This is a genomic window from Actinomadura hibisca NBRC 15177 (assembly GCF_001552635.1).
Classification (GTDB): Bacteria; Actinomycetota; Actinomycetes; order Streptosporangiales; family Streptosporangiaceae; genus Spirillospora; species Spirillospora hibisca.
This window is the reverse complement of the sequence record NZ_BCRO01000095.1, coordinates 27,624-52,714: the sequence shown is the minus strand read 5'-3', so window position 1 is coordinate 52,714 and position 25,091 is coordinate 27,624. Positions and strand designations below refer to the sequence as shown.

The following is a 25,091-nucleotide window of genomic DNA, read 5'->3' as shown; positions in this document are numbered from 1 at the left end:
TCTACAGCCAACCGCCCACCTCAGCCCCGCACGGGGTTGGCGCACGTGCCCAACAGCCCCAGCCCGCGCGGGGTTAGGGACACCTCCCCGCCGACCTCACCCCGCGCGGGTTTTCCGCACCAGAACACCCACCCCAGCCCCGCGCTCCGCGCCTGACCAACAATCCCAACCCCGCGCTCCGCGCCCGACCAGCAACCCCAACCCCGTGCCCTACACCCAACCACCAACCCCAGCCCGCCCAGGGTTGATCCAGATACCCAACAACCCCAACCCGTGCGGGTTTCCCGCACCCGAGCACCTACCTCAATCTCGCACCCGCCACCCGACTACCGACCCCAGCCCCGCACCCCGCGCCCGCCCTAAAGCCCCCAAACCCGCCCGAAGGGCGGATCAGCCCTTACGTCGACGCGGTCGGCGCAAGTGGCGCAGCCAGCGGCGGCCCGCGGACACCTCCAGTGACAGGTTCCCCTTGATCGTGCGGAAGAGGCGAGCCGATCGGTCGGTCTTCAGAGCGTCCGGCGCAGGCACCCGCAGCGCACCGCTCCCCCCGTCGCCCCCGTCGACTCCCAGGTCGTACCAGATGTCCCAGATCCCCGAAGCGAGAGCGTCCGTCGCGATCTCGGCCTCCACGGCAAGGCGGTCAGGGGCCGCCTTCACCTCGGCCTCGACGCTCCGCGTCTCCTCCGACTCCCGGTGCCGCAGGCTGAAGCCGATCTCCAACGACTTCTCGGCACCCGGCAGCACAGGCGGCAGCGCTCCCGACAGCCGGAGGTGGCCGGACGCCTGGACCGCCTGCCCCTCCGTCGAGAGGGCATGGCCGCCCAGCCCGCCCACCTGGACGGCCAGCGCCGACATTCCCCTGGTCAGGTAGGGAGTGACCACCGGAAGGCCCGACCCCACAGGCGTGATCCGCGGACCGGGGACGTCCAGCTCCCCCGAGCCCCCGGTCAGGCGGTCCTCGTAGTGCAGGTCCTCGATGTCCAGCGTCCCGTACATGTCCCAGCGTCCCGGCGGCAGCGGTCGGCCGTCCGCGATCGTCCACAGGTCCAGTTCGGCCGACATCTCCTCGTCACCGGTCACCTCCAGCGGGACCCGGTAGGCGCGGTCGCCCTCGCGTTCGCGCAGGATCAGCTCGGCCGTCTGCTGCTCTGCCCGGACCCGTTCCACGTACGCGAAGCAGTGCACCACCAGCCGGTCGCCGCGCCACTCCACGCCCTTCAGGCCGTGCCGCCATGTCAGCGGGCCGTCGATCTCGTACACCGAGTCGGGCACGCCGTCGCGGAAGCCCGGGTACGCCAGGAACGCGCGATCGCCCCTGACCACGATCGGCGGCGGGTCGGTCGCGTGCACGCGGGCCGCCTCGTCCACCAGGTCGTCCAGGTCGTGCCGCAGCGCGTGGTCGAGCAACCGGGAGTAGGGCGACATCGGGGCCAGGATCTCGGCGTTGCCGTGGACGCGCACCAGCTCGCGGACCGCGTCCCTGGTCGCCTCGCGCTCCTCCGCCGAGAAGTGCTGGTAGCGCGGGTCGAAGCGGGAGAAGACCTCGATCGCGAAGTGGCGGCGCAGCAGCCGGTCGCGGACCTGGCCGGGCGCGGTGCGTTCGGCCACGTAGTCCAGGAGCTTCCGGATCTCGGGGAAGTAGGTCTCCGCGGGCGCGCCGCCCTGCTGGAGGGCGCTGGTGCCGTCCTCGCGGTTGACCCAGTAGTAGCAGTCGTAGTCCGCCAGCACCGAGACCCCGGACGCCTCGAAGTAGGCGCGGACGGCGAAGATCTGGTCCTCGCCCGACAGGACCCGCTCGGGGAAGCGGATGCCGTGGGAGTCCAGCAGGCTGCGCCGGTAGAGCTTCAGGGCGGTGATGCTGCCGTAGAGGTTGGGGACGGCGTCGAAGATCGTGGTCTTGGCGACCGTGCGGGCGAACAGTTCGGCGTTCACCTTGCGGCCGACGCCGACGTACTTGGGCACGACGACGTCGGTGCCGTTCTCGTCGGCCATCGCGACGCAACGTTCGAGGGCCTCGGGGCCGAGGTAGTCGTCGGCGTCCAGGAAGAAGACGTACTCGCCGGAGGCGTGGTCCAGGCCGACGTTGCGGGGCCTGCCGGGGCCGCCGGACGCCTCCTGGTGGAGCACGGTGAAGCGGGCGTGCGGGGCGGCCAGGCGGTCCAGCTCCGCGCCGCTGCCGTCGGTGGAGCCGTCGTCCACCGCGATGATCTCGATCCGCTCCGCGGGCAGCGTCTGGTCGAAGATCGACTGGAAGGTGCGCCGCAACGAGTCGCGCCCGTTGTGCACGGGCACGACGACGCTCACCTTCGGCTGTCCCATGTCCCTCCCCCGAGAGCGGCGGACGCCCCGTGTCCCCTGACCGGCCGTCCGGATACTACCGTGCGCATTGTCGGCATCACGGGTCCCTTCGTGATCTTTCCAGAAGAGGACAGGTCATCCGGTCGAAACGGATGTCGTGTCGGGGTACCAATGCGCGGGACGGACATCCGGAGCGTGCGGGCCACACCGCTCCACTACCCGTCCGTCCCGGGCGGATCGATCGGATCTGCGGAGCTTTTACGAAGTGCCGGGGACTTGCTGACGCGTGTCATGTTCCTCGCCGTCGCCGCCCACCAGGGCCTCTTCCTTGGCCGGGCCGTCGGGCTCGTCATCGGGGTCGGGCTCTGGGGCTTCTTCGGGCTCCCGGGCCTCGGGTTCTTGGGCCTCCGCCTTCTGGGCCTCGGGCTCCCGAGTCTCATCGGCTTCCGCCTCCGAGTCCAAACCCCGCTCGTCCTCGCCCCCGGTCTCCGCCCGCTCAGCCCCCTCCCCCACAGCCACCACACGCCGCCGCCCCATCCCCGGAATCAGCGCCAGCGCCGCCGCCAAGCACGCGAACGGCACCGCCGGCGTCACGTACCGGTAGTCGAAGTCGGCCGTCGCCGCCGGGATCACCAGCAGTGCCGCCCCCATCGACCACGGCAGCAGCGCCGACCCGCCCCACCTGCTCCGCGGCCGCAACCGCGCCAGCACCCCGAGCAGCCCCACTCCCAGCAGCACCGCCAACACCGGCCCCGGCACCAGCCAGCGTCCCTGGTACTCGCGGATGGTCGTCGCGTCCGGCTCCACCACGCGCACCCGCGCCGTCGAGCCCCCGTACGGCGAGGCGAGCAGCTCCTGCTCGTCGGACCACTCCTCCCCTTCCGGGAAGCTCAGGTTCTGCACCGTCCACGGTGTCGGGTACGGCTCGCGGCCCGGCTTGAACGCGCGGAGCGTGTCGCGCACCACCACGTCCACGTAGCCGCCGAACTGCGCCTCGATCGCCGCGTCCGCGAACTCGCCCGCCAGCCGGTTCCCCTGCTCGCCGTAGATGCCCCCCGGCATCCACTGGAACGGGTTGTCGTCGCTCCACAACATCTGGAACGCCGGGGCCACGCGCGGGTCCGTCCGCGGGCGCGGGCACATCACGGCCAGCTCGGGCGGCGGCTTGATCTTGGCGCAGTCCGCGAAGTCGGCCGTGCGCCCGTACAGCCAGACGTTGCCCGCCTTGGTGATGCCCGGTTCGCCCCAGTGCTTGCCGAACCAGTTCATGTACGCCAGGAACGGCAGCGTGAACACCACGCCCGCCATCGCCACCGCCGCCAGCGTGCGCTTCCAGCCCGACCAGCGCAGCAACATCGCCAGCACGACCAGCGCCAGCAGCGGCAGCCCGGCCAGCCGGGTCAGCGCCGCGCACGAGATCAGCAGCCCCGCCAGCGCCCCCGTCCACCAGCTCACCCGGGGCCGCCACAGCACCACCGCGACGGCCGCCACCAGCAGGAAGGTGAACAGGCTGTCGGCCAGCAGCATGTGCTCGGACTGGAGCAGGTTCCCGTCGTACAGCACGGGGATCGCGGCGGCGGTCGCGGGCACGCCCGGCAGCAGGATCCAGCGCGGCCACGCCGCACGCGCGTGCCGCCACACCACCCCGTACACCAGCGCCCCGGCCGCCACGCCCAGCGCGGCCTGGACGGCGACGATCGCGCCCATGTCCTGGAACGGCCGCAACACCGCCAGGAACACCGAATACCCGCTCGGCCGCCCGATGTGCGGCCGGAACCTCAGCGCCGCGTCGAGGTAGCCGAAGCTGTCACCGCTCCACAGCGGGGCCGGGTACCCGCGCGCCGCGACGACGCGCACGACGACCGCCCCGGCCAGCGCGACCAGGATCAGCAGATGGGCGGCCAGCAGGCGGCCCGCTCTCGTCACCACGGGCGCACGGCCTTCCGGAGGGCGTACCGAAGAGAGGGGAAGTCTGAGCGGGGCACTCACCAGAGCTTACAGAGATCACGAGGCCAGCAGGCCGATCCAGCGGCGGCACACCTCCTCCAGCGTGTAGACGGCGCGGACCTGGTCGCGGGCCGCGCGGCGCTCGTCCTCCCAGCGGCCCTCGCGGACGGTCGCCGCGATCGACTCCGCCATCGCCGCCGGGTCGGCGTGGATCCAGCGCGGGTCATAGATCGTGTCGGCCCCCGGCCACGGCAGCAGCGCCGGGACCGCGCCCGCCGCCATGCCCTCGGCCGGGGCCAGGTGGAAGCTCTCGTCGTCGCTGGTGGACAGCACGAAGCCGATGCGCCGCAACCATCCGGCCACGTCGCGGCCGTAGGAGTCGAAGACCACGCCCCCCGACAGCAACGGCGAGCGGCGGACGCGGCGGAACGCCCGCTCGTAGTGCTCGCGCTCCTCCGGCTTCTTCCAGATCCACCAGTACTCCCACGGCAGCTTCGACTTCACGAACAGCGTGAAGCGCGGGTCGTCGCGGCGCAGGTCCTCCAGCACGTCGAGCGCCAGGTCGAACCGTTTGCGGGACGGCGCGATCCCGATGATCCCCAGGTGGTGCTGCGCGCCCGGCAGCTTGGGCCGGTCCAGGCCTTGGTCGTCCACCCAGTTGGGGACGACGGTGACCTTGTCGGCGGGCCAGCCGGTCTTCTCGCGGGTCAGGTCGGCGTAGTGCGGGCTCACGCAGATGACCTGGTCCACTGCGTCGATGTCCAGCTTGGCCGGCCAGTCCGCGTACAGCTCGAAGCGGTGCAGGCGCACCAGCAGGCGCTGGCCTGGGCGTTTGTGCTCGGCGTACCAGAGCGCGTTGGGGCCGCACCACTCGCAGATGATGACGTCGGCCCACTCCACCAGGGCCTGGCTGCGTTCGGCGTCGTGCACCTTGAGGGCGGCCCAGTGGTCCAGGCGCACCTCCATGTCGGTGCGCGACTGGAAGAACTCCAGCAGGCGCGTGAAGAACTTCAGGTCGTGCCCGGCGACGCCGACGCGCAGCTTTCGGCCCGCCACCGGGATGCGCTCGTCGGGCGGCGGGAACGCCTGCGCCAGGTAGCGGCCCAGGCGTTCGGCGGCGGCCTCCAGGCTGAACCCGGTGGCCGCGTCGCGGCAGCGCGCGGCGGCCAGCGTGTAGGCGTCGGGGTTCTTGCCGATCAGCGTCAGGGCGTCGGCGACGTCGGTCTCGTCCGCGGCGAACAGCGGGTAGTCCTCGCCGAGCAGCCGCTCGTGCATCGGCGTGCGGTTCAGCACGACCGGGACGCCGAGCGCCCCGCACTCCAGGACCTTGGTGGACAACTCCAGGCTGGCGTCCAGGTCGGGATGCCGCCACGACACGCCGACGTCGCAGCCCGCCGTGATCCGCATGGCCTCGGCGCGCGGGTGGCCGCCGTGCCAGACGACGCCCGGCGCGCTCTCCAGCGCCGCGCGCATCCGGGGCGCGTAGCCGGGGTCGTCCGGGTCGTCGTGCACCTTGTCGCCGACCATGTGCAGCTCGGCGTCCACGCCGCGCCGCGCGAGCACGCCCGGCAGGCCGGTCATCTCCAGGGTGTTCCAGCGGGGCGCGAACTTGCCCGTGTAGACCATGCGCAGCGCGCGGCCCTCGGGCGCGCCGTCGGGGCGCGCCTCCAGGCCGTCGGGCAGCACGACGACGGGCGGGAACAGCACGCTCTTGCCCGCCGTCGCCGGGATCGCGCTCTCCATGAAGTCGCGCAGCTCCTCGGTCTGGCACAGCAGCACCCGGGACGCGTCGGCGATGCGCCGCAGCTCGCCGCGGACCATGCCGGTGAACCCGGCGGCCGACTGCGGGACATCGGTCAGGTAGGTCCACAGGCGGCCGGCGAGCGGGCCGTGCGCCAGCTTCCCGGCCAGGCGGCGGCCCCGGACGACGACCAGGTCGTGCGGGTCGGGCGCGTCGATCGAGGCGAGGACGGCGGCGGCGGTGCGCGGGGGCATGCCCTGGTCGCCGGTGACGAGCCCCTCGGCGTGCGGGCTGCGCACGGTGACGTCCGGCAGGGCGCGCAGCGGGTCGACCAGGCGGCCGGTCCGCACCGGGGCCTTCAGCACCAGGGTCACCGCGCAGCCGGCGCGGGACAGGGCCTGCACCATGCCCTGGGCCCAGATCGCCGAACCGTCGATCAGGTTGAGATCGACGTCGCCGTAGACGAGGGCGCGAGGTCGCACGAGGGTTCCTTTCACGGGGCGGGCTGGGGGATCTCGGTGGCGGTGCGCGCGACGGCGTCCCAGTCCAGGACGGCGAGGCCGGGCGGGACGCGCTCGCCCAGCAGGACGCGCGGCAGGCCGCGGTGGCGGGCCAGGTCGCGCAGCTCGTGCAGGGCGCGCTCGCGGTCGTAGACGCCGGGGACGCCGAGGTAGGCCCACGGGTTGCCGGGGTCGCCGGCGGCGGCGTCCACCACGAACAGGTCGGCGTCGGCGGCGGTCAGCACGGTGCGCGCGTCGTGCGGGTAGAGCGGGACGACGGTGGCGTGCCCGGCGAGCACGGCGGCGGTGTCGCGGGCGAACAGCCCCGTGATCACCAGGCCCTCGACCGGCCCGGCGACCAGCAGCCGGTCCTCGGGGCGGTCGAGGTGGTCGGGCTCGATCCGCTCGTCGGACTCGCGGCCGGTCACCGATCCGGTGGTGGGCGCGTGCCGCCGCTTCCACAGCCGGTACAGCTCGCGCGGCAGCCGGGCGGCGCGGCCGCGCGGGTTGCGGGCCGCGCCCGCGACCAGGCGGCCGAACTGCACCGTGGTGGAGGTCTCCAGCGCGGTGAGGCGGCGCTCCAGCTCGTTGACGCGGGAGCGGCTGTCGCGCAGCGCGGCGCGCAGGCGGGCGGCCTGGCGGTGGGCGCGCTCGGCGGAGCGCGGGTCGTCGGGACTAGTCACCCAGGAACTCCATGATGATGTCGGCGATGCGGGGACCGGCCTGCCCGTCCCACAGCGGGGGGCGGCGGCGTTCGTCGTGCGGGCCCGCCTCCAGGGCCTTGCGGGCCTCGGGCACCAGGTCCTCGAAGGAGACCAGGCGGTTGGTGCCGTGCGTGATGGTGATGGGCCGCTCGGTGTTGGGGCGCACCGTCAGGCACGGCACGCCCAGGATCGTGGTCTCCTCCTGGAGGCCGCCCGAGTCGGTGACGACGGCGGCCGCGCCCCGGACCGCCGCGACGAAGTCGATGTAGCCGAGCGGTTCGAGGACGTGCACGGCCGGGTGGTCGGCGAGCCCGGCGGCCAGCAGGGTGGCGCGGCCGCGCGGGTGGACGGGGATGACGACGTCGGCGAGGTCGGCGACGCCGTGCAGGTGGCCGACCAGGGCGGCGGCGGTGTCGGGGTCGTCCACGTTGGCGGGGCGGTGCAGGGTCGCCAGGACGTAGCGCTCGGGGAGGCCGTGCGTCGCGCGGGCGCGCGCGGTGTCGAAGGCGTCGAGGTTGGCCAGCAACGTGTCGATCATCGGGTTGCCGACCAGGTGCGCGCGGTCCGGGGACACGCCCTCGGCGGCCAGGTGCCCGATCGCCTCGGGGCTGGTGACCAGGCACAGGTCGGCGAGCTGGTCGGTGAGGCGGCGGTTGACCTCCTCGGGCATGGTCATGTCGAACGACCGCAGCCCCGCCTCCACGTGCGCGACGGGGATGTGGAGCTTGGCGGCGGCGAGCGCGGCGGCGATGGTGGAGTTCACGTCGCCGTACACGATGACCAGCGCGGGTGAACGGCGCGTGAACTCGTCCGCCAGCCCGGTGAGCAGCGCGGCCGTCTGCGCGGCGTGGCCGCCGGACCCGACGCCGAGATTGACGTCGGGCTCGGGAAGGCTCAGCTCGCGGAAGAAGATCTCCGACATGCGCTCGTCGTAGTGCTGCCCGGTGTGCACGACGACCTGCTGCACACGGCCGTCGAGGGCCCGGATGACGGGGGCCGCCTTGACGAAGTTGGGCCGCGCCCCGAGGACGTGCAGGACGGGGTTCCCCGCCTGGATGACGTGTGGTGCCGACATGATTTCCCTTCCGTTCATCGGGGGCGCCTACGCTCGCCCGCCGTGCGAATCCTGATCCGCCGCCTGAAAGCGGCCGTCTACCTGCTGGGACTCGCGTGGCGGCAGCTCCGCGACGACCCGGGCCGCGCGCCGCGCCTGGCGGTGCGGCTGCTGGGCAAGGCCATTCCGTCGGCGCGGCTGCGCCGCTCGCGCCTGGCGCTGCCGCGCCCACGCGACGAAAACCGCGAGTCCGCAGACCTGCGCGCCCTGCTGGACGCCACTCCCACGCCGTCCCGCCCAACGCGCGGGCGCGCGCAGCGGGCAGACCCAGCCCCCATCGAGCAAACGCGCGGGCGCGCGGAGCGGTTGGTGCCTGATGCGCCGAGCGTGCTCGCCTTTGTCACCAACGCGATGCCGCTCACCAACGCCGGGTACACCGTCCGCACCCACCGCATCGCCCTCGCGCAACGCGAATTGGGCTTCGACACCCATGTCGTCACCCGGCTCGGCTATCCGCTCAGCCAGGGCCTCGGCGACGTGCGCGCGCGCGTGGACGTGGATGGCGTCCCCTACCACCGGCTGCTGCCCTGGCTCCCCGGCGCGAATCCCACCGCCGACGTCCGCAAGAGCGCCGACCTCGCCGGACGGCTCGTCGAGCGGCTCCGCCCCGACGTCCTGCACGCCGTCAGCAACCACCACAACGCGGCCGTCGCCCTGGAAGTGGGCCGCCGCCACGGGCTGCCCGTCGTCTACGAGGTGCGCGGCTTCCTGGAGGACTCCTGGCTCTCGCGCGACCCCGCCCACAGCGAGCGCGACCCCTTCTACCGGCTGACCCGCGAGCTGGAGACGCGCCGCATGGCCGAGGCCGACGCCGTCGTCACGCTCGGCGCGGCCATGCGCGACGAGATCGCCGGGCGCGGCGTCGACCCCGGCAAGATCTTCGTGGTGCCCAACGGCGTGGACGACGCCTTCCTGCGCCCCCTGCCCGACGGCACCGCGACCCGCGCCCGGCTCGGCATCGCCCCGGACGCCGCCGTCGTCGGCCTGACCTCGTCGTTCTACGGCTACGAGGGCATCGACACGCTCATCGACGCCGCCGCGCTGCTGGCGGCGTCCGGCACCCCGGTCACGCTCCTGCTGGTCGGCGACGGCCCCGAGCGCGGCGCGCTGGAGCGCCGCGCCGCCGCCCGCAGGGTGCGCGCCGTGTTCACCGGGCGGGTGCCGATGACGGCCGTTCGTGACTACCACGCGGTCCTCGATGTGTTCGCGGTCCCCCGGCGGGCGGACCGGGTCTGCCAATTGGTCACGCCCCTCAAACCGGTGGAGGCGATGGCCGGGGGAATCCCAGTGATAGCAAGTGATGTCAAGGCTCTCCGCGAAATCGTGGAACCCGGCGTGACCGGCGCGTTAACAGTTCCCGAAGACGCCGAAGCATGGTCGGAATCCCTGGCCTCCCTCATTTACAGTCCGGAACTGAGACGAAAAATCGGACAGGCCGCCCGGGAATGGACCGGGACGGAACGCACCTGGCGTTCCGCGGCGTCCCGCTACCGGGACGCGTATCGGCGAACGTGAACTCGCGAAGGGAGCCACCGGGTGGATCTGGTGGTCATCGGGCTCGGCTACGTCGGGCTGCCGCTGGTGCGTGAGGCCTGCCGCGCGGGCCTCGCCGTCGGCGGCTTGGACCTGGACGCGCGGGTGGTGGCGGGCCTGGAGGCCGGCCGCTCGCACATCGACGACGTGTCGGACGCCGAGGTGGGCGCGATGCTGGCGGCGGGCTTCACGCCCACCGCCGACGAGGCCGTGCTCGACGGCGCGCGCGCCGTCGTGGTCTGCGTGCCGACGCCGCTGTCGGAGGAGGGCGGGCCGGACCTCGCGGCCGTGCGCGGCGCGGCCCGCACGATCGCCGCGCGGCTCGCGCCCGGCGCGCTGGTGGTGCTGGAGTCCACCACCTACCCGGGCACGACCGAGGAGGTGCTGCGGCCGATCCTGGAGGAGTCCGGGCTGGTCGCGGGGGTGGACTTCCACCTGGCGTTCTCGCCCGAGCGCATCGACCCGGGCAACCCGCACTACGGGCTGCGCAACACGCCCAAGATCGTCGGCGGGCTGACCCCGGCGTGCGCGTCGGCGGCCGCGGCGTTCTACGGCAAGATCGTGGACCGGGTCGTGCAGGCGCGCGGCACCCGCGAGGCCGAGATGGCCAAGCTGCTGGAGAACACCTACCGGCACGTCAACATCGCGCTGGTGAACGAGATGGCGGTGTTCTGCAACGAGCTGGGCATCGACCTGTGGGACGCGATCGACTGCGCGTCCACCAAGCCGTTCGGCTTCCAGGCGTTCCGGCCGGGGCCGGGCGTGGGCGGGCACTGCATCCCGATCGATCCGAACTACCTGTCGTACAAGGTGCGGTCGCTGGGCTACCCGTTCCGGTTCGTGGAGCTGGCGCAGGAGATCAACGACCGGATGCCGCGCTACGTCGCCGAGCGCGCCCAGCAACTGCTGAACCGCGAGGGCCGCGCGCTCAAGGGCGCCCGGGTGCTGCTGCTCGGCGTCACCTACAAGGCCGACATCGCCGACCAGCGCGAGTCGCCGGCGCGGCCGGTCGCGCGGCGGCTGGCGCGGCTCGGCGCGGACCTGTCCTTCCACGACCCGCACGTCGAGGCGTGGCAGGTGGACGGGGCGGCGGTGCCGTCGGCCGGGCCGGACCTGGCGGCGGCGCTGCGCGGGGCCGACCTCGCGATCGTGCTGGCCGACCACGCCTGCTACGACGCCGCGACGTTGTCGGAGCACGCGCCGCTGCTGTTCGACAGCCGGGGCGCGACGCGCAGCCTGCACCGCGAGAACGTAGAACTCCTGTGACCGTCCACCCTCCGGCCACTCGGCATTCATCGGCTTTTTCCACGCGACGCCAAGAATCATCGGCAGACGATTTCCGACGCCTTTCCGGAGTGAGTGGAATGCGGGTCTGCGTTTGCACGGTCGTGCACCACCCAGAGGACGCGAGGATTCTGCACCGGCAGATCCGCGCGCTGCTCGACGCGGGCCACGAGGTCACCTATATCGCGCCTTTCCGGGCGTGCAACGCGACACCGTGGCGGGAGGTCAGCCCGGTGGACGTGCCGCGCGCCACGGGCCGCCACCGGCTGCGCGCGCTGCGGGCGGCGCACCGGGCGCTGGTGGAGCACTCGGCGTACGCCGACGTGGTGCTGCTGCACGACCCGGAGCTGCTGGTGGGCCTGCCGAAGGCCGTGCGCCGCCGCACCGCCGTCTGGGACGTGCACGAGGACACGGCGGCGGCGCTCGCGGCCAAGGGCTGGTTGCCCCGGCCGCTCGCGCCGCTGCTGCGCCCGGCCGTCCGGCGGGTGGAGAAGCGCGCCGAGCGCGACCACCACCTGCTGCTGGCCGAGGACGGCTACCGCGGGCGCTTCGCGGCCGAGCACCCGGTGGTGCCGAACACGACCTACGTCGCGGACACGGCCCCGCCGGTGCCCGACGACCGCCGGGTCGTGTACGTCGGGCACCTGTCGGTGGCGCGCGGCGCGCTCGACATGATCGAGACGGCCCGGCTGCTGGCGCCCGAGGGCGTCCTGGTCGAGCTGATCGGCTCGGCGGACCCCGAGGTGCGGCCCGCGCTGCGCGACGCGCAGCGGGAGGGGGCGCTGCGCTGGTACGGGTTCGTGCCGAACGACCGCGCGCTGCGGATCGCCGAGGGCGCGATGGCGGGGCTGTCGCTGCTGCACGACGAGCCGAACTACCGGCACTCGATGCCGACGAAGGTCGTGGAGTACATGGCGCGCGGCATCCCGGTGATCACGACGCCGCTGCCGCCCGCCGTGCGGATCGTGGAACCGGCGGGCAGCGGGCTGGTGGTGCCGTTCGGCGCGCCGGCGGAGGTCGCGGCCACGGTGCGGCGGCTGCGCGACGACCTGGAGCTGCGGACGGCCCTGGGCGCGCGGGGCTACGAGACGGCGCGCGCCCGCTTCCACTGGCCGACGCACGCGGAGCGCTTCGTCGCCCAGCTGGAGGAGTGGGCGGGCCAGGCGCGGGCGGTGCGGCCGGAGCCGAGCACGCAGGTGAGGACGGCCTGAGCGGGGACCTTCCTCACGACTCGTACGGCCGCACGCTCTGCGGACGGGGCGGGCCGAGCGCAGATCGCGGAGCCGGGTGCGCAGGTGCGGACGGCGTCCGGCCGCACGCTTCAGCCTGGTCTCAAGCTCCCAGCCGGTCCCCCATAGGCGGTCGCACGAACATCTCGCCCAGCTTCCGCAACAGCGCGGCGTCGCCGGACGCGCTCGCGCCGCCGTCCGCCAGCCCGGCCGCCAGGGTCGTGCTCCCCTCGCCGAGCCGGACGAACAGTTCCTCGTCCGCCGTGACGACGACGTCGGGCCGCCGGGCGGGGCCGTGCACGGTGTCGATCGCGCCGTCGTCGACGTCGATGTGGAAGACCTCGTCGCCCACCCGGAACTCGTAGGTGGCGCGCACCCCGGCGGCGGCCTGCGGCACGAAGCACGACCGCAGCCCCAGCACGACCCATCCGGCGTGGAAGGTCTCGTCCGCGCGGCGCTCCCCCATCGCCCACCGCATCCCCCAGCGGGCCAGGGCCAGCACCGCCGGGCCCAGCTCCTCGCCCGCCTCGGTGAGGGCGTAGGCGGGGGTCCGGGCCGGCGGCGGCAGGGTGATCTTGCGGGCGAGGCCCTCACGTTCCAGGTGCTTCAGCCGGGCCGACAGCAGGCCGGTGCCGAGGCCGCGCAGGCTGGCCTGGAGGTCGCCGAAGCGCCGGGGGCCGGTCAGCAGCTCGCGGACCAGGAGCAACGTCCAGCGGTCGCCGACGAGGTCGAGGGTGCGCGCGGTCGCGCAGAACTGGTGGTAGGAGCGCTGGTCCACTTCACCATCCTAGGGTTCACGCTTCCGGTTCCCGAACCGCGCGCAGCGCGGCGGCGAGGGCGGCCGGGTCGGTGACCATCACGTCGTGCGGGCCGTCGAAGGCGACCGTCCGGTACCCGAGGGCGCGGCCGAGGTCGGCGAACGGAAGCTGCGTCGCCTTGCCGTACAGGGCGGTGCCCGGAACGCGGTCGACGGCACCGGTGAGGCGCGTGGGTTCGGTGAAGGTGCGCAGGGCCTGGGGGCGCATCCGTTCCTCGGCCCACCGGGCGTCGGCCGGGTCCTCGATCCCCAGCAGGGCGGCGGGCACGGCCGGGAGGAGCCCGTCCGCCTCGGTGCGGAGCAGCGCCTCGCGGAACCAGTCGGGCGCGAGGTCGAACATGCTCGCCCCGTCCGGGCCCGCCCAGCCTTCCACCAGCACCACCTGGGCGATCCGGTCCGGCAGCCGGTCGGCGGCCTGCCGGACGACCAGCCCGGCGTAGCTGTGCCCGACGAGGATCACTTCGCCGTCCACGTCCTGCACGGCGGCCGCGACCTGGTCGGCGTGGTCCGCCAGCCCGACGTCGCCCCCGGCCAGGTCCAGGACGACGGCGGGCGCGTCCAGCAGGGGGACGACGCGCTCCCAGGCCCAAGCCCCATGCCATGCGCCGTGCACCAGAACGTAGGTGGTCATGCGAACTCTCCTGCGCGTAGTAGCGGTAGAACCTGGTCGGCGAACCCGGCGAGGGCCGTCTCGTGGTCGTCCACGGCGAGCCGCACGACGATGTGCCGGGCCCCGGCGGTGACGTAGCGGCCCAGCCAGGCGGCGGTGTCGGCGGCGGTCCCGGCGAACATGGCCTGGATGGAGGAGACGAACTCCAGCGGGGCGTTGTAGTAGCGCTCGATGCTGGCGCGGAGGCGCTGCTGAGCGCGTTCGGGGTCGGCGTCCACGCTGACCGTCGCGTAGAGGGCGGGCGTGGTGCCGGGGCGGACCGCCGTCGCTTCTTCGGCGTAGAGCTGCGGCGTGGGCGGGTAGGGCAGCCAGCCGTCGGCATCGCCCGGCTTGCCCGCCGCCCAGATCGGCGGCCCCTCGGGGCGGACGGGGCGTGGGGCGATCGCGACGTCATGGAACGCGAAGTGCCGTCCCTCGTACGACACCGCGTCCCCGGACCACAGCAGCCGCATGGCCTGGACGCACTCGCGCATACGGCTGACGCGGGTCTTGTAGTCCACGCCGATGGCGGTGAACTGGGCCTCGGTGGCGGGGGCGGGGAAACCGGCCCCCATCCCGGCGACGAGGCGGCCGTCCGAGAGGCGGTCCAGGGTGGCGAGCTGGTGGGCGAGCGGGATGGGGTGGCGCAGGGCGGGCAGCAGGACCGCCGTGCCGAGCGCGACGCGTTCGGTGCGCGCCGCGACGGCGGCGAGCAGGGTCAGGGGGTCGGCGCGCTGGCGGGTGACGGGGCTGTCACCGGCCCACACCGAGTCGAGGCCCGCCCGCTCGGCGAGGGCGGCGAGCCGCAGGAGGGGTTCGGTCCCGTGGTCGCCGAGCACGACGCGGTCGCGCGTCGGCAGCAGGAAGCCGATCTTGAGGTCGTCCATGCACGGCAGACTAGACCTCTACTTCCTGTTTTTGAAGTAGCAGCTTCTGTTTTAGGTTCTCGCCAGTGCCACCTGCCCGAGCGCGAGGACGGCCAGCAGGGCGGGGCCGCGGAGCAGTTGTGTGATCAGGGTGAGCGGCACGGGACCGAAAAGCCCCAGGTCGATGAGGGCACCTCCGTAGTCGACCGGCGGCCTGGTCGCCGTCCGGTAGGTGACGAGCACCGCGCCGACGGCCGAGAGCGCGGTGGCCGCGACGGAGATGCCGGGGACGAAGGCCGTCGCCGCGCACCACACCGTCGCGCCCGCCGCCGGGACGACCAGGTGCGCGAGCGTGAGGAGCCGGTCCGAGTCGCCCAGGGCTCGGCGGAGGGCGGGCGCGCGGGAGACGATGCGGAGCCCTCCGGCCAGCCGGTCGACGGCCAGGAACGCGACCACCAGGTGGAAGGCGGGCAGCAGGACGGTCATGCCCGCGACGTGCGCGGTGTAGGGGACGGGGATGAGGGCGGCCCAGACGAAGAGGCCGCCGCGCATGCGCAGTACTCGCGCTATGTCGGCCCGCACCAGAGCGGTGAAGCGGTTTCCCCTGATGGGGGCGGGTCGGACGCGGACCATGGCGCGTGCTCGGCGTTCGAGGGCGATGGACCAGAGGAAGGTGAAGTCGAGCGAGAGGGCGGACACCTGGGCCGCCGTGGCGAGTTCGACGCCGGAGGAGAGGGTGCCTCGCGTCATGGAGTCGAGCGCACGGCGGGCTGCGAGGAGGAGCGGGACGGCGGTGAGCAGGAGGGCGGCGGCGTAGGTGGTGGCGTCGATCTGCTCCAGGGGTGCCAGCACGTCAGCTGGGTGGAGGAACGGGATGGCGATCGCCGCACCGACGAGTGTGCAGGTCAGGACGTCGAGCGTGCGACGTATTGAGGCGCGCCCGGCTTGGAGCAGGACGCATGCGCACGCCTCGATGACGCCGATGGCGGCCCACAGCGCGAGCCACGGCGGGAGCGGCACCGCTAGGCCGGACACGAGCGAGAAGGCGAGCCCGAGCGCGGCCGACGCGCCTGCCGCCGTCGCGATGACGGCGGCGAGGTTGCGGGCGAGGAGGCGTCCCCGGTCGACGGGGGTGCTGAGCAGCCAGGTGCGGGCGGGGGCGCTCACGTGCAGCGGGCCGAACGCGAGGAGCGCTTTGGCCAGCAGGACCAGGCACAGGAGCGCGGCGACGGCGGCCGTCAGCCGGATCACCGGGGTGCCGTCGGGCTCGACGGGGCCGGTGCGGTCGCGGACGGCCTCGAACGTCATGCCGCCGAGGACGCCGAGGTAGAGGGCGCGCTCGAACAGGGTCGTCAGGAGCGGGCGGCGGGGTCGGGCGGCGCGGATCCTGCGGCGGAGGGCATGGGCTTGGGGGACGGCTGCGCGGGTGGGGGCGAGCGTCATGCGACCTGGAGGGTGCGGTCGGCGGTCGCGTCGATGAGGTCGGGGTCGTGGGAGGCGTAGAGGACGGCGACGCCGGCGGCCTTCTCGGCGTTGAGGCGGGTGGCGAGCCAGGTTCGGCCGGCCGCGTCGAGGCGCTGCTCGGGTTCGTCCAGGACGAGGAGGCGGCGGGGGCGGACGAGGCAGGCGGCGAGACCGAGGCGGTGGCGCTGGCCGCTGGAGAGGGTGGCGGGGAGGCGGTCGGCCAGGGCCGCGAGCCCGACCTCGTCCAGCAGGCGTTCGGCCGTGCGATCGGGGTCGGGAGTGCCGTGGGACCAGGCGTAGAGCTTGAGGTGGTCGATGAGGGAGAGGTCGGGGAAGTGGTCGGCGTCGTCGAGCAGGCAGGCCATGGCGGCGCGGGCGGCGGGGTCGGACTCGCGGAGGCGGCGGCCGTCCAGCTCGACGGTGCCCTCGTCGGGGTCCTCGATCCCGGCGACGCACTTGAGGAGGGTGGTCTTGCCGGAGCCGTTGGGGCCGACGAGGGCGACGGCCTCGCCGGGGGCGAGGGAGAGGGCGACGTCCTTGAGGACGGGGACGCCGAAGTAGGACTTGCTCACTCCGGAGAGGTGGAGGAGCGGGGAGAGATGGGAGCTCATGGGGGCGTTTCGTCGGGGGCGCGTTGCGCTTGCAGGCTAGGGCACCCGGCCCCGTGGGGATGATCGTTTCCGGCGGGACCGGGGCTGCCTGTTAGCGCAGGGTGGTGAGGTCGATGGACTCGGCCATCGCGCGCGCTCCGGTGTCGTTGAGGTGCATGCCGTCGCCGGCGTCGAGGTCGGGGCGGATGAAGTCGGGAGCGTCGGGGTTCTCCACGGCGCGGGCGATGTCGAAGACGGCGTCGAAGGTGCCGCTGGTGCGGATCCAGTCGTTGACGCGCCGTCGCGCGGCCAGCCCTTCGGGGGTGCTGACGCCGGGGTAGACGGCACCGGCGAAGGGGCCGATGGTGGCGGCGAGGATCGGCAGGCCCGCGTCGTGGGCGAGCCCGGCCAGGGTGGTGAAGCCGTCGATCAGGTCCTCGGCCGTCGCGGGCGGGAGGCCGTCCATGCCGGGCAGGCCGAGGTCGTTGATGCCGAAGTGGACCAGGACGTGGGTCGCGCCGGGGACCGTCAGGACGTCGCGCTCGAAGCGGGCCAGGGCGTGCTCGCCGATCTCGTCGGCGAGGAGGCGGTTTCCGGCGATGCCCTGGTTGACGACCCAGCCTTCCGGCAGGCGCGCGTTGAGGACGTCCACGGATCGCCGGTTGGCGCCGAGGGTGCTGCCCACGCCCTCGAACCAGGAGTCGCCGAACGCGACGGCGATGGGGGCGCTTTCGGACGTGAGGACGTCGACGCCGGAGACGTAGAAGCGGCCCTCGGTTTGCTCTGCGCCGGGCAGCGTCTCGGCTGAGACGAGGTTGCCGTCGGCCACGTAGGCGGTTTCGGCGGGCATGTGGGAGAAGGTCGCCGGTTCGGTGGCCTGCGGCAGGTAGAGGCTGAGGACGAGGTCGGTTCCGGCGGCGACGGGCATGTCCAGCGGGTCGCTGACGGCGTCGCCGCCGGGAGGAATCGTGACCTGCTCGGAGCCGTCGAAGCGCAGGGCGGTGTCGGTCTCGCCGAGGATGGCGTCGTCCGCTTTGCGCTGGGCGATATGGGCGGCCCCGACCGCCAGGGGCTCACGGCCGTACCGGTTGGTCAGCAGGACGCGCACTTGCTGGCCGCCACCGGCGAGGCGGAGCGGCTGGCGCACCGTCTGGCCGTCGAAGCCGCGGGGCTCGGCGAGGCGGAGCCGCTCGTAGGGGCTGATCACGGCGGTACGGAAGCCCGCTGCCCAACGTTGCGTCATCGTCGATCACACCTTCCGCTGGGACGGGCGCACCCGCCCCACTTAGTTGACGCGAGGAATACTTGCTAAGCAAATAACTACACTCGCAATGTTCCTCACGTCAACTACTCGCTTTGCAACAATCCGCACGTCAAGCTTCTGGGCTAGGCTGACCTGCATGGACGACCAGGACCTGTTCACCGACCCCCGCCTGACCGCGATGGGCCTGCTCTTCGAGGCCCACGAGGGGTTGGTCGCCAAGCTGCAACCCACGTGGAAGGCGCGGGGCCTGTCACCGCTGGACCTGAACGCCCTCTTGCGCCTGAGCCGGTCCGCGGAACAGCGGCTGCGCCTGGGTGACCTGGCGGCCCAGACGTGGCTGTCCACGAGCGGCGTCACGCGGTTGGTGGACCGCCTGGAACGCGCGGGCCTGGCACGCCGCGAGTCGAGCCCGAACGACCGCCGCAGCACCTACGCGGTCCTGACGGAGGCCGGAGCGCAACGCCTCCAGGACGCGCTGCCCGACTACATAGAGGCCGTCGACCGCTGGTTCACCAGCCTGCTCACGCCGGAGCAGTTGGACGGCTTGCTGACGGGCCTACGCATCATCCGCGACGCCGTCCACCCCGAGGCAGATGCTCAGACACACACGACACCAAAGCCGGGCGTTTGAGCACACCTGCGCCGAAAGATTTCCCCTGGCCATGTAGGACGACTGCTCGTCGCCAATGGGCCGCAGCCGTAGTCCGACCCGCGACGCCTCACACAGAAGGACCGCCCCGGGCTCACCCTTCCCGCCACTTCGCGCCATCAAAGACAGATGACTGCCAGTCTGCCCCTTTGACCGAAACGCCCGGAGCTCAACAAGTACTCTAAATTCATATACTCACCAGTAGACCTGCAGGTCAGCCAGTCTACTCTTCGCGCACGCGGGGATGGTCCTATCTTCTAGCCGTCCTTTACGAGACCGCCATCTGCTTCCCGCGCGCGGTTCAGTGGCCGGAAACGAGAAGTGATGTCCGGTGAAGCTGCTCCCATGCCGCAAGAACATCCTCGACGGAGAAGAGTCGGCGTTTTCGTTCACTCCATCGGGCGACCTCTTCCGCCACCGCGCCTGGAGTGGCGGCGGAGTCATTCCGAACAGCGATAAAATGGACTGTGCTCAGCAACTCCATTCCATCGGGATACTCATAACCGAAGGCAGCCCTGGCAACGCGTCGCCAAGCACTCTGAAACTCGGCGTCATCGGCGACGTGCTCCTCGGCCCGCCGTACGGCCGGCAGCATATGAAGCGTCGCCCGTGACCCTCCAGTACCGTCCCCGTACCCGATGAGGTAGTGGCCTTCCATTGCAGAGATATCGCGGTTGAGATCATTGGAAAAGGGGCCGTAATGGCCTCGCTCGAATCGGTAACCGAGATCCAACCCGGCACCTTGTAGAAGGTAGACGACTTTCTGCGCTTCCAAAAGAGACGTGTTGGTGTCCACCGCGACGCCCGCCTCGTGGGCGGTGACGGCGTACCGGTTCAGCGCGGCGAGCAGCCGGGCGCGGTCGCGGTTCAGCGGTGGGCGCGCCGACCGCACCGGCATTTCCTCAGGAGCTGGGGTACCCAGCCCGTACAGCCTGATCTCGGCATCGAGGCCGCCAAGCTTCTCGATGATCAGCGACCGGACCACATTCCAGTCGAGACCACCGTTTCCGCAGCCCAGAGGAGGAACAGCCACGCTTTGGAGATCCATCTCGACGATCACACGGACCAGTGCGTCCAGGCCCGAGCGCACATCGTCGAGGCGGGACGGTTGGCGCCAGTGCCGCTTGGTGGGGAAGTTGAGAATCCAGCGATCGCCGTCTATGGAGGTGGCGAAGATCTCCCCCACCCGCACCCTGCCCTGCGCGCAGGCGAGTGCATAGGCATCAAAATTCTCGGGAAAGGCCCGCTTGAACTGGAGCGCCAGCCCCTTCCCCATGACGCCAACCGTGTTGACGGTGTTCACCAGGGCTTGGGCGTCGTCCAGCAACAGATTCCCAGACTCCTCAACGATCATCCACTTCACCTCCGCCCCAACTCCACAGTCCCTGACAAGGGCAACCACTGGGAACATCAAAGTACCAATCGGGTTTCACGATCACGCCTCGGGGAGGGGGTGCGGCACGAACCTGTTCGCCCACTTCACCTCGGCGTTGCTCGCAACAGACCGCCACATGGCTGAAGACCTGCCACGGCACCGCTCCGTGTACCAGTAACTCGGCCATCCGCCGTTCGCGCCTGGAACCGTCTTCAGCCGTGTTGCCCCAGTAGCGACCGTCCATGACCTCCCAGTCCACATGTCCGGCCAGAGCCGCCACGTCCGTGGTGAAGCGCGCTGTCCTCAGCACGGCGTTGCGATCGGCCGCCGTCCAGTGCAGTCCGGCCCTGAGGACATGTGACAGTCGAGTGACCAGGTAGATCAACTGTGTCTGGTCGCCGTCGTACTGGCGCACCTGGCCCTTCACGATGCTGTACAACATCGGAGAGCGCGGGGCGAAGTAGAAGGGGGCGTAGTCCGCGACCACCCCTCCGGGCGGCACCGGCACGCCGCGGCCTCGACGGCGCTCCTTGATACTCGGCTGGCCGCATTCATGGACACCCTGATGACGCCGGTTATCGGACAGCAGCCCGAAACGCACGATCTCGGGCAGGTTGTCGAGGTGCGTGAAGTGCAGCAACCAGGGATCGGTGGAGTCCATCATGAGGCGGTCATCGTAACGACCGGTACCGACAGCAGGAGTCTGATCGGTAGAAGGGGCTACGAGCGCAGCGTGGTTGCTACCGCGCGGGCCAGTCTTGGGGCCGCCGCTGGTGGGGCCACGTTCACCACCACGATGACGCGGTCTACCCGTAGGGCCACTGTGCCCGCTGTCGGGCCCAGTTCGTACGCCTCGTCGCCGCCCAGGTCTGTGCGTTGGCGCGCTTGGGATTGGGTCGCTTGTAGCGCGTCCAGCAGGGCTGATGCCGATGCCGCTGTTGGAGCCGTCCAGCGCACCGTCACCGTCAGGTCCCGTGTTCCCCATTCCGGGTTTTCTCGGTCGCGTTCGTCTGGGTCGGCGGTAGGTGGTGGTGTTTTTAGCGTGTACGCGCATGACACTGCTCGCGGCAATTTCACCGAGCCCACCTGCGTATGACGTGGGCGCGCCGTGTGGTTCTCCAGGCCCACCGCCGCCAGGTCCTCCTTCGTCAGCAGGCCGCACGCGTCCGGCCAGTCCTGCGGGCGCGTCCCGCCCAGCTCGTTCGGGCCCGCGCCCGGCGGGCCGCCCCGCAGCGCCACCAGGCGGCCCGCCCCGTCCGGTCTCGGGGCCGCCTCCGGCACCGCCACGAACAGCAGGCCGCCCGCCGCCGTCAGCCACGGCCGCACGCCCCGCAGGTCCGGGTCCAGCGCGAACGGCGCGGGCACCGTCGTCGTGGCCCCGTCGGCGGGCGTGATCACGTCCACCCCGGCCGGGAGCAGGCGGTCCGCCAGGCGCGGGCGCAGCGCGTACACCTGGTCGGCCGCCCGCGCCAGCGCCGCGTAGTCCGGCACGTCCCGCCGCCACGCCACGCGCCCCTTGCCGATCTCGACGGCCTCCATCCGCGCCGTCCCGGGCCGCGCTCCCTCCGGCCGGTGCATGACGATCAGGCGGCCCCCGCCGGCCAGCACCCCGGGGCACATCGTGTCGCCGCACACGTCCCCGTTCCAGTGCGCGAACCGCGTCCCGTCCTGGTCGTAGGCGCGCAGCGCGGACGCGTCGGCCACCAGCGTCACCCCGTCCAGCACCGCCACCTCGGGCGACTCGTCCGACCCCAGCGGCTCCGACCAGCGGACCTTTCCGGTCGCCGGGTCCAGCGCCATCAGCCGCGTCGGGCCGTCGCAGTCCAGCGCCAGCGCCGACAGGTTCTCCGCCCCGTCGGCCGGGTGCGGCGCGTCCTCGTACAGGCGGCACCCCGCCGGGAGGCGCAACTTCCACAACTTCGCCCCCGTCGTCGCCGAACGCCCGAAGACCGCCTCCCGGTGCGCGCTCGTCGTCAGCACCACGCCCGACCCGGCGGGCCAGCGCAGCGTCGTGCGCCCGAGGGCGGCGGGCCGCTCCCCCGACCGCCGCCACAACAACCCGCCCGACAACGCGTCGAACGCCACCATCTGCCGCTCGTCGCGGTGCCCGTCCCGCTCGAAGTAGCCCAGCAGGCGATCGCCCGTGGCGGCCCAGCCGAGCAGCGTCCAGCCCTTCCGGCGGTAGCTCCAGCGGTCGCCGCCGGTCCGCGCGTCGCGCACCTCCAGGCCACGGCCGGTGGCCGTCACCACCTGCCCCTGCGCGACGGCGTAGGCGACGTTGTCGTACCCCGCCACCGGCCCCCGGTGCACCCGCGCCGACCGCTGCCAGGTCACCGTCAGCGGGCCCGGCGGCGGGCCGAGTTCGGCGAGCCGGACGGCCGGTTCGCCGGTCACCTCGTGCTTGACCTGCCACCACTCGGCCCCCAGCACGAAGCGGCCGACCAGCACGGCGCAGACCGCGGCGGCCAGCGCCCCCGCGACCGCCCCGAGCAGCAGTCGCCACCGGCCCCCGCCCACCTGGCCTCCCCCCACGCCTACTGTGGTCCCACGATGCCGTGTGTCGGCGTCCGGCGCGACATGGGCGGAGAAGAACGGGGACGGCGCGTGCAGATGTTCACCGAGTGGCGCACCTGGGAGCAGGCGCGTACCGGCCTGGCCGGGCGCCTCGACGCCGACGCGCTCGACCTGCTGGACCGGGCGGCCGAGGCCGCGCGGCGCTGGCACGGCGACCAGCGGCGGCCCACCGGAGCCCCCTACATGGAGCACCTGGTGGAGGCCGTGGAGGTGCTCGTGCGGGGCGCGGGCGTCACCGACCCGCACGTGCTGGCCGCCGCCCTGCTGCACGACGCCGTCGAGGACACCGGCGCGACGGTCCCCGACGTCGAGGCCGCGTTCGGCCCGGACGTCGCCGAGCTCGTCGACTGGGTCACCAAGCCCCCGGCGACCGGCGCGGGGCGGCAGGCCAAGCGCGCCGCCAAGTCCGCCTACCTGCGCCGCCTCGGCGACGCCCCCGACCGCGCCGTGCTGGTCAAGCTCGCCGACCGCGCCAGCAACGTGCAGACCCTCGACCTGATGCCGCCGGACTTCCAGCGCCGCTACCACGCCGAGACCGTCACCTACATCCTGCCGCTGGCGCAGCGGCACCCGTGGTTCGCGGCCTGGTACGCGTCCTGGCGCGAGCGATTCTCACATCTTCGTTGAACTTTCCATCACGTTCCGGGTTCCATCCGTTACCTTGAGCTTTCGGGGTCGCGGAGGCCGATGGGCCCTCCACAACGTTGGGAGTCGGCGGGCACGATCGGGGACACTGGTACACACTCGGAACGGCGGAACGGACGCGGCGGCCCACCAGGGAGCGCGGTCCGGCCGGAGGAGCACCCGGTGCGGGAAGACGCAGAGAGCGGGGAAGGTCCGCGGGGCACACGGCCCCTCGCGGACGACGATCCCTCCTCGGTGGGCCCGTACGCGCTGGCGGCGCGGCTCGGCCAGGGCGGCATGGGCGTGGTCTACCTCGGCCGCGGCCCGGACGGGCGGCGCGTCGCCATCAAGGTGATCCAGCCCGACCTGGCCGCCGACGCCGGGTACCGCGCCCGTTTCCACGACGAGGTGCGGCACGCCCGGCAGGTCGCCTCGTTCTGCACGGCGGCCGTGCTCGACCACGGCGAGGCCGACGGCCGTCCGTACCTGGTCACCGAGTACGTCGAGGGCACGCCGCTGTCCCGGCAGATCAAGCGGCACGGCGCGCTGCCGCCCGACACCCTGCACGGGGTGGCGCTGGGCGTGGCGGCGGCGCTCGCCACCATCCACGCCGCCGGGCTGGTGCACCGCGACCTCAAGCCCGCCAACGTCATCCTGTCCATCTCCGGCCCGCGCGTGATCGACTTCGGGATCGCGCGGGGCGTGGGCGAGCGGGGCGGGCACACCAAGTCGGGCCTGGTCATGGGGTCGCCGGGGTGGATCGCGCCCGAGCAGGTGCAGCACGGGGAGGTGTCGCCCGCCAGCGACGTGTTCACGTGGGGCTGCCTGGTGGCGTTCGCGGGCATGGCGCGGCACCCGTTCGTGGGAACCGACGCGGGCGCCACCAACGACCTGATGGTGCTGACCTACCGGGCGCAGCAGCACATGCACGACCTGGCGGGGCTGGCCGAGCCGCTGCGGTCGCTGGTGGAGCAGGCGCTGTCGCCCGAGCCCGAGCTGCGGCCGACGGCCCGGGACCTGCTGCTGGCGCTGGTCGGCGGCACGGAGGGGGCGGCGCTGCCGGTCGCCGGGACGCCCCCCGCCGGGGAGCCGCGCGGACCGTCCGGCGAACAGCACGCGCAAGGCGGCTCAGGCGGCGGCTCAGGCGGCGGCTCAGGCGGCCGGTCCCGCGAGCTCGCGCCCGCCGGGACGCCGCTCGCGCCCGACGACCCCGTCCTGTCCGCCGCCGGGCAGACCCTCGACCGGCACTGGCGGCTGGAGGAGCTGCCGCTCTGGTCGCCGCCCGAAGGACCGCCGCCCCCGCCCCCGGCCATCGACCTCGGCGAACGCCGCCGCCCCCCGTGGACCTGGCGACGCCGCACGCTCACGATCCTGCTGGTCATCGGGGCCGCCGCCGCGATCGTGGTCTACCGCGAGGCCCGCGCCCCCGCCGAGGGCGAGTTCGGCAAGCCCGCCCGCGACGGCGACTTCTCCTTCGAGGCGTCGCCGCCCGAATGCGACCGCGAGGTCAAGGGCGTGGTCGCCGACGACGGCAAGCTCTGCCAGGTCCGCTTCACCGTGACCAACACCGGCGTCGCCGCGCACGTGCTCGACCCCGTCCACCAGCGGCTGCACGGCCGCACCGACCCCGACGAGACCGCCGTCATGGTGTTCCGGGGCGAGGAGGCCGAACTCGACGACCGGGTCGACGCACCGTCGGTCGCGACCTCGACGTCCTTCACCGGCGTGCTGCTGTACGACGTGCCGCCCGGGTTCTCGCCGGTCGAACTGGAGCTGCACGTGGACGCCGCCAGCCCCGGCGTGCGCCTCCGCCTGGCCTCCACGCCGCGCTGACACGCGCCGACCCCGGATAGCGGTCAGGTCACAGGA

The 25,091-nt window shown here is 72.8% G+C and carries 20 protein-coding genes; 6 read left to right on the top strand and 14 right to left on the bottom strand.

What is annotated here, in order from left to right; translation table 11 throughout:
- Positions 1-390: 390 nt before the first annotated feature.
- The 5 genes from AH6_RS35200 to wecB all read right to left on the bottom strand — a co-directional run bounded on the left by AH6_RS35200 (position 391) and on the right by wecB (position 8,265).
- Positions 391-2,319, bottom strand: coding sequence for a glycosyltransferase family 2 protein (locus AH6_RS35200; RefSeq protein WP_067488898.1), 1,929 nt, complete (start codon positions 2,317-2,319; stop codon positions 391-393).
- A gap of 237 nt (positions 2,320-2,556) precedes the next feature.
- Positions 2,557-4,227, bottom strand: coding sequence for a hypothetical protein (locus tag AH6_RS35195; RefSeq protein ID WP_067488896.1), 1,671 nt, complete (start codon positions 4,225-4,227; stop codon positions 2,557-2,559).
- A 75-nt stretch (positions 4,228-4,302) separates the two neighbouring features.
- Positions 4,303-6,393, bottom strand: coding sequence for a glycosyltransferase (locus AH6_RS35190; protein ID WP_157431915.1), 2,091 nt, complete (start codon positions 6,391-6,393; stop codon positions 4,303-4,305).
- Positions 6,394-6,479: 86 nt separating this feature from the next.
- Positions 6,480-7,169: a hypothetical protein gene (locus AH6_RS35185; protein WP_067488892.1), complete on the bottom strand. Its 690-nt coding sequence runs from the start codon at positions 7,167-7,169 to the stop codon at positions 6,480-6,482.
- Positions 7,162-8,265, bottom strand: coding sequence for a non-hydrolyzing UDP-N-acetylglucosamine 2-epimerase (gene wecB, locus AH6_RS35180; RefSeq protein ID WP_067488890.1), 1,104 nt, complete (start codon positions 8,263-8,265; stop codon positions 7,162-7,164). Before wecB ends, AH6_RS35185 begins: the two co-directional genes overlap by 8 nt.
- Positions 8,266-8,307: 42 nt before the next feature.
- Here wecB and AH6_RS35175 point away from each other — a divergent pair, with 42 nt between their 5' ends.
- From AH6_RS35175 to AH6_RS35165, 3 genes are all read left to right on the top strand, one after another.
- A complete protein-coding gene (locus AH6_RS35175) occupies positions 8,308-9,819 on the top strand; it encodes a glycosyltransferase family 4 protein (RefSeq protein WP_245679608.1) in 1,512 nt (503 codons plus the stop codon).
- Between the two features lie 21 nt (positions 9,820-9,840).
- Complete coding sequence (locus AH6_RS35170; RefSeq protein ID WP_067488888.1) at positions 9,841-11,103, top strand: nucleotide sugar dehydrogenase; 1,263 nt, start codon at positions 9,841-9,843, stop codon at positions 11,101-11,103.
- 98 nt (positions 11,104-11,201) lie between these two features.
- The gene (locus tag AH6_RS35165; RefSeq protein WP_067488886.1) at positions 11,202-12,332 is read left to right on the top strand and encodes a glycosyltransferase; all 1,131 of its coding nucleotides are present in this window, start codon (positions 11,202-11,204) and stop codon (positions 12,330-12,332) included.
- Between the two features lie 121 nt (positions 12,333-12,453).
- Here the strand turns inward: AH6_RS35165 and AH6_RS35160 are convergent, their stop codons facing one another.
- From AH6_RS35160 to AH6_RS35135, 6 genes are all read right to left on the bottom strand, one after another.
- Positions 12,454-13,128: a winged helix-turn-helix transcriptional regulator gene (locus AH6_RS35160; RefSeq protein ID WP_067488883.1), complete on the bottom strand. Its 675-nt coding sequence runs from the start codon at positions 13,126-13,128 to the stop codon at positions 12,454-12,456.
- A 16-nt stretch (positions 13,129-13,144) separates the two neighbouring features.
- The gene (locus AH6_RS35155) at positions 13,145-13,798 is read right to left on the bottom strand and encodes an alpha/beta fold hydrolase (RefSeq protein ID WP_067488881.1); all 654 of its coding nucleotides are present in this window, start codon (positions 13,796-13,798) and stop codon (positions 13,145-13,147) included.
- Positions 13,795-14,703 (bottom strand): LLM class flavin-dependent oxidoreductase, encoded by a 909-nt coding sequence (locus AH6_RS35150; RefSeq protein ID WP_067488879.1) that lies wholly within the window; start codon positions 14,701-14,703, stop codon positions 13,795-13,797. Before AH6_RS35150 ends, AH6_RS35155 begins: the two co-directional genes overlap by 4 nt.
- Positions 14,704-14,754: 51 nt before the next feature.
- Positions 14,755-16,125: a DUF6297 family protein gene (locus AH6_RS35145; protein ID WP_067488877.1), complete on the bottom strand. Its 1,371-nt coding sequence runs from the start codon at positions 16,123-16,125 to the stop codon at positions 14,755-14,757.
- On the bottom strand, positions 16,122-16,757 hold the full coding sequence (locus tag AH6_RS35140; RefSeq protein ID WP_067488875.1) for an ABC transporter ATP-binding protein: 636 nt from the start codon (positions 16,755-16,757) through the stop codon (positions 16,122-16,124). Before AH6_RS35140 ends, AH6_RS35145 begins: the two co-directional genes overlap by 4 nt.
- A gap of 91 nt (positions 16,758-16,848) precedes the next feature.
- Positions 16,849-17,979 carry a GDSL-type esterase/lipase family protein gene (locus tag AH6_RS35135; protein ID WP_067488873.1) on the bottom strand — a complete coding sequence of 377 codons (1,131 nt, stop codon included), beginning with the start codon at positions 17,977-17,979 and terminating at the stop codon, positions 16,849-16,851.
- A gap of 157 nt (positions 17,980-18,136) precedes the next feature.
- Between AH6_RS35135 and AH6_RS35130 the strand changes: the two genes are divergently transcribed.
- Positions 18,137-18,631, top strand: a complete 495-nt coding sequence (locus AH6_RS35130) for a MarR family winged helix-turn-helix transcriptional regulator (RefSeq protein ID WP_067488911.1) — start codon at positions 18,137-18,139, stop codon at positions 18,629-18,631.
- A gap of 319 nt (positions 18,632-18,950) precedes the next feature.
- Here AH6_RS35130 and darG read toward each other — a convergent pair whose 3' ends face one another.
- From darG to AH6_RS44380, 3 genes are read right to left on the bottom strand one after another with little or no spacing between them, the layout of a single operon-like run.
- Positions 18,951-20,003 (bottom strand): type II toxin-antitoxin system antitoxin DNA ADP-ribosyl glycohydrolase DarG, encoded by a 1,053-nt coding sequence (gene darG, locus AH6_RS35125; RefSeq protein ID WP_067488871.1) that lies wholly within the window; start codon positions 20,001-20,003, stop codon positions 18,951-18,953.
- The gene (darT, locus tag AH6_RS44905; protein ID WP_067488869.1) at positions 19,993-20,688 is read right to left on the bottom strand and encodes a type II toxin-antitoxin system toxin DNA ADP-ribosyl transferase DarT; all 696 of its coding nucleotides are present in this window, start codon (positions 20,686-20,688) and stop codon (positions 19,993-19,995) included. The genes darG and darT overlap by 11 nt, the downstream gene beginning before the upstream one ends.
- 56 nt (positions 20,689-20,744) lie before the next feature.
- Positions 20,745-22,541 carry an outer membrane protein assembly factor BamB family protein gene (locus AH6_RS44380; RefSeq protein ID WP_067488867.1) on the bottom strand — a complete coding sequence of 599 codons (1,797 nt, stop codon included), beginning with the start codon at positions 22,539-22,541 and terminating at the stop codon, positions 20,745-20,747.
- Positions 22,542-22,634: 93 nt separating this feature from the next.
- Between AH6_RS44380 and AH6_RS35110 the strand changes: the two genes are divergently transcribed.
- Both AH6_RS35110 and AH6_RS45160 read left to right on the top strand, forming a co-directional pair.
- On the top strand, positions 22,635-23,225 hold the full coding sequence (locus AH6_RS35110; protein ID WP_245679610.1) for an HD domain-containing protein: 591 nt from the start codon (positions 22,635-22,637) through the stop codon (positions 23,223-23,225).
- 180 nt (positions 23,226-23,405) lie between these two features.
- On the top strand, positions 23,406-25,055 hold the full coding sequence (locus AH6_RS45160; protein ID WP_245679607.1) for a serine/threonine-protein kinase: 1,650 nt from the start codon (positions 23,406-23,408) through the stop codon (positions 25,053-25,055).
- Positions 25,056-25,091 lie beyond the last annotated feature (36 nt).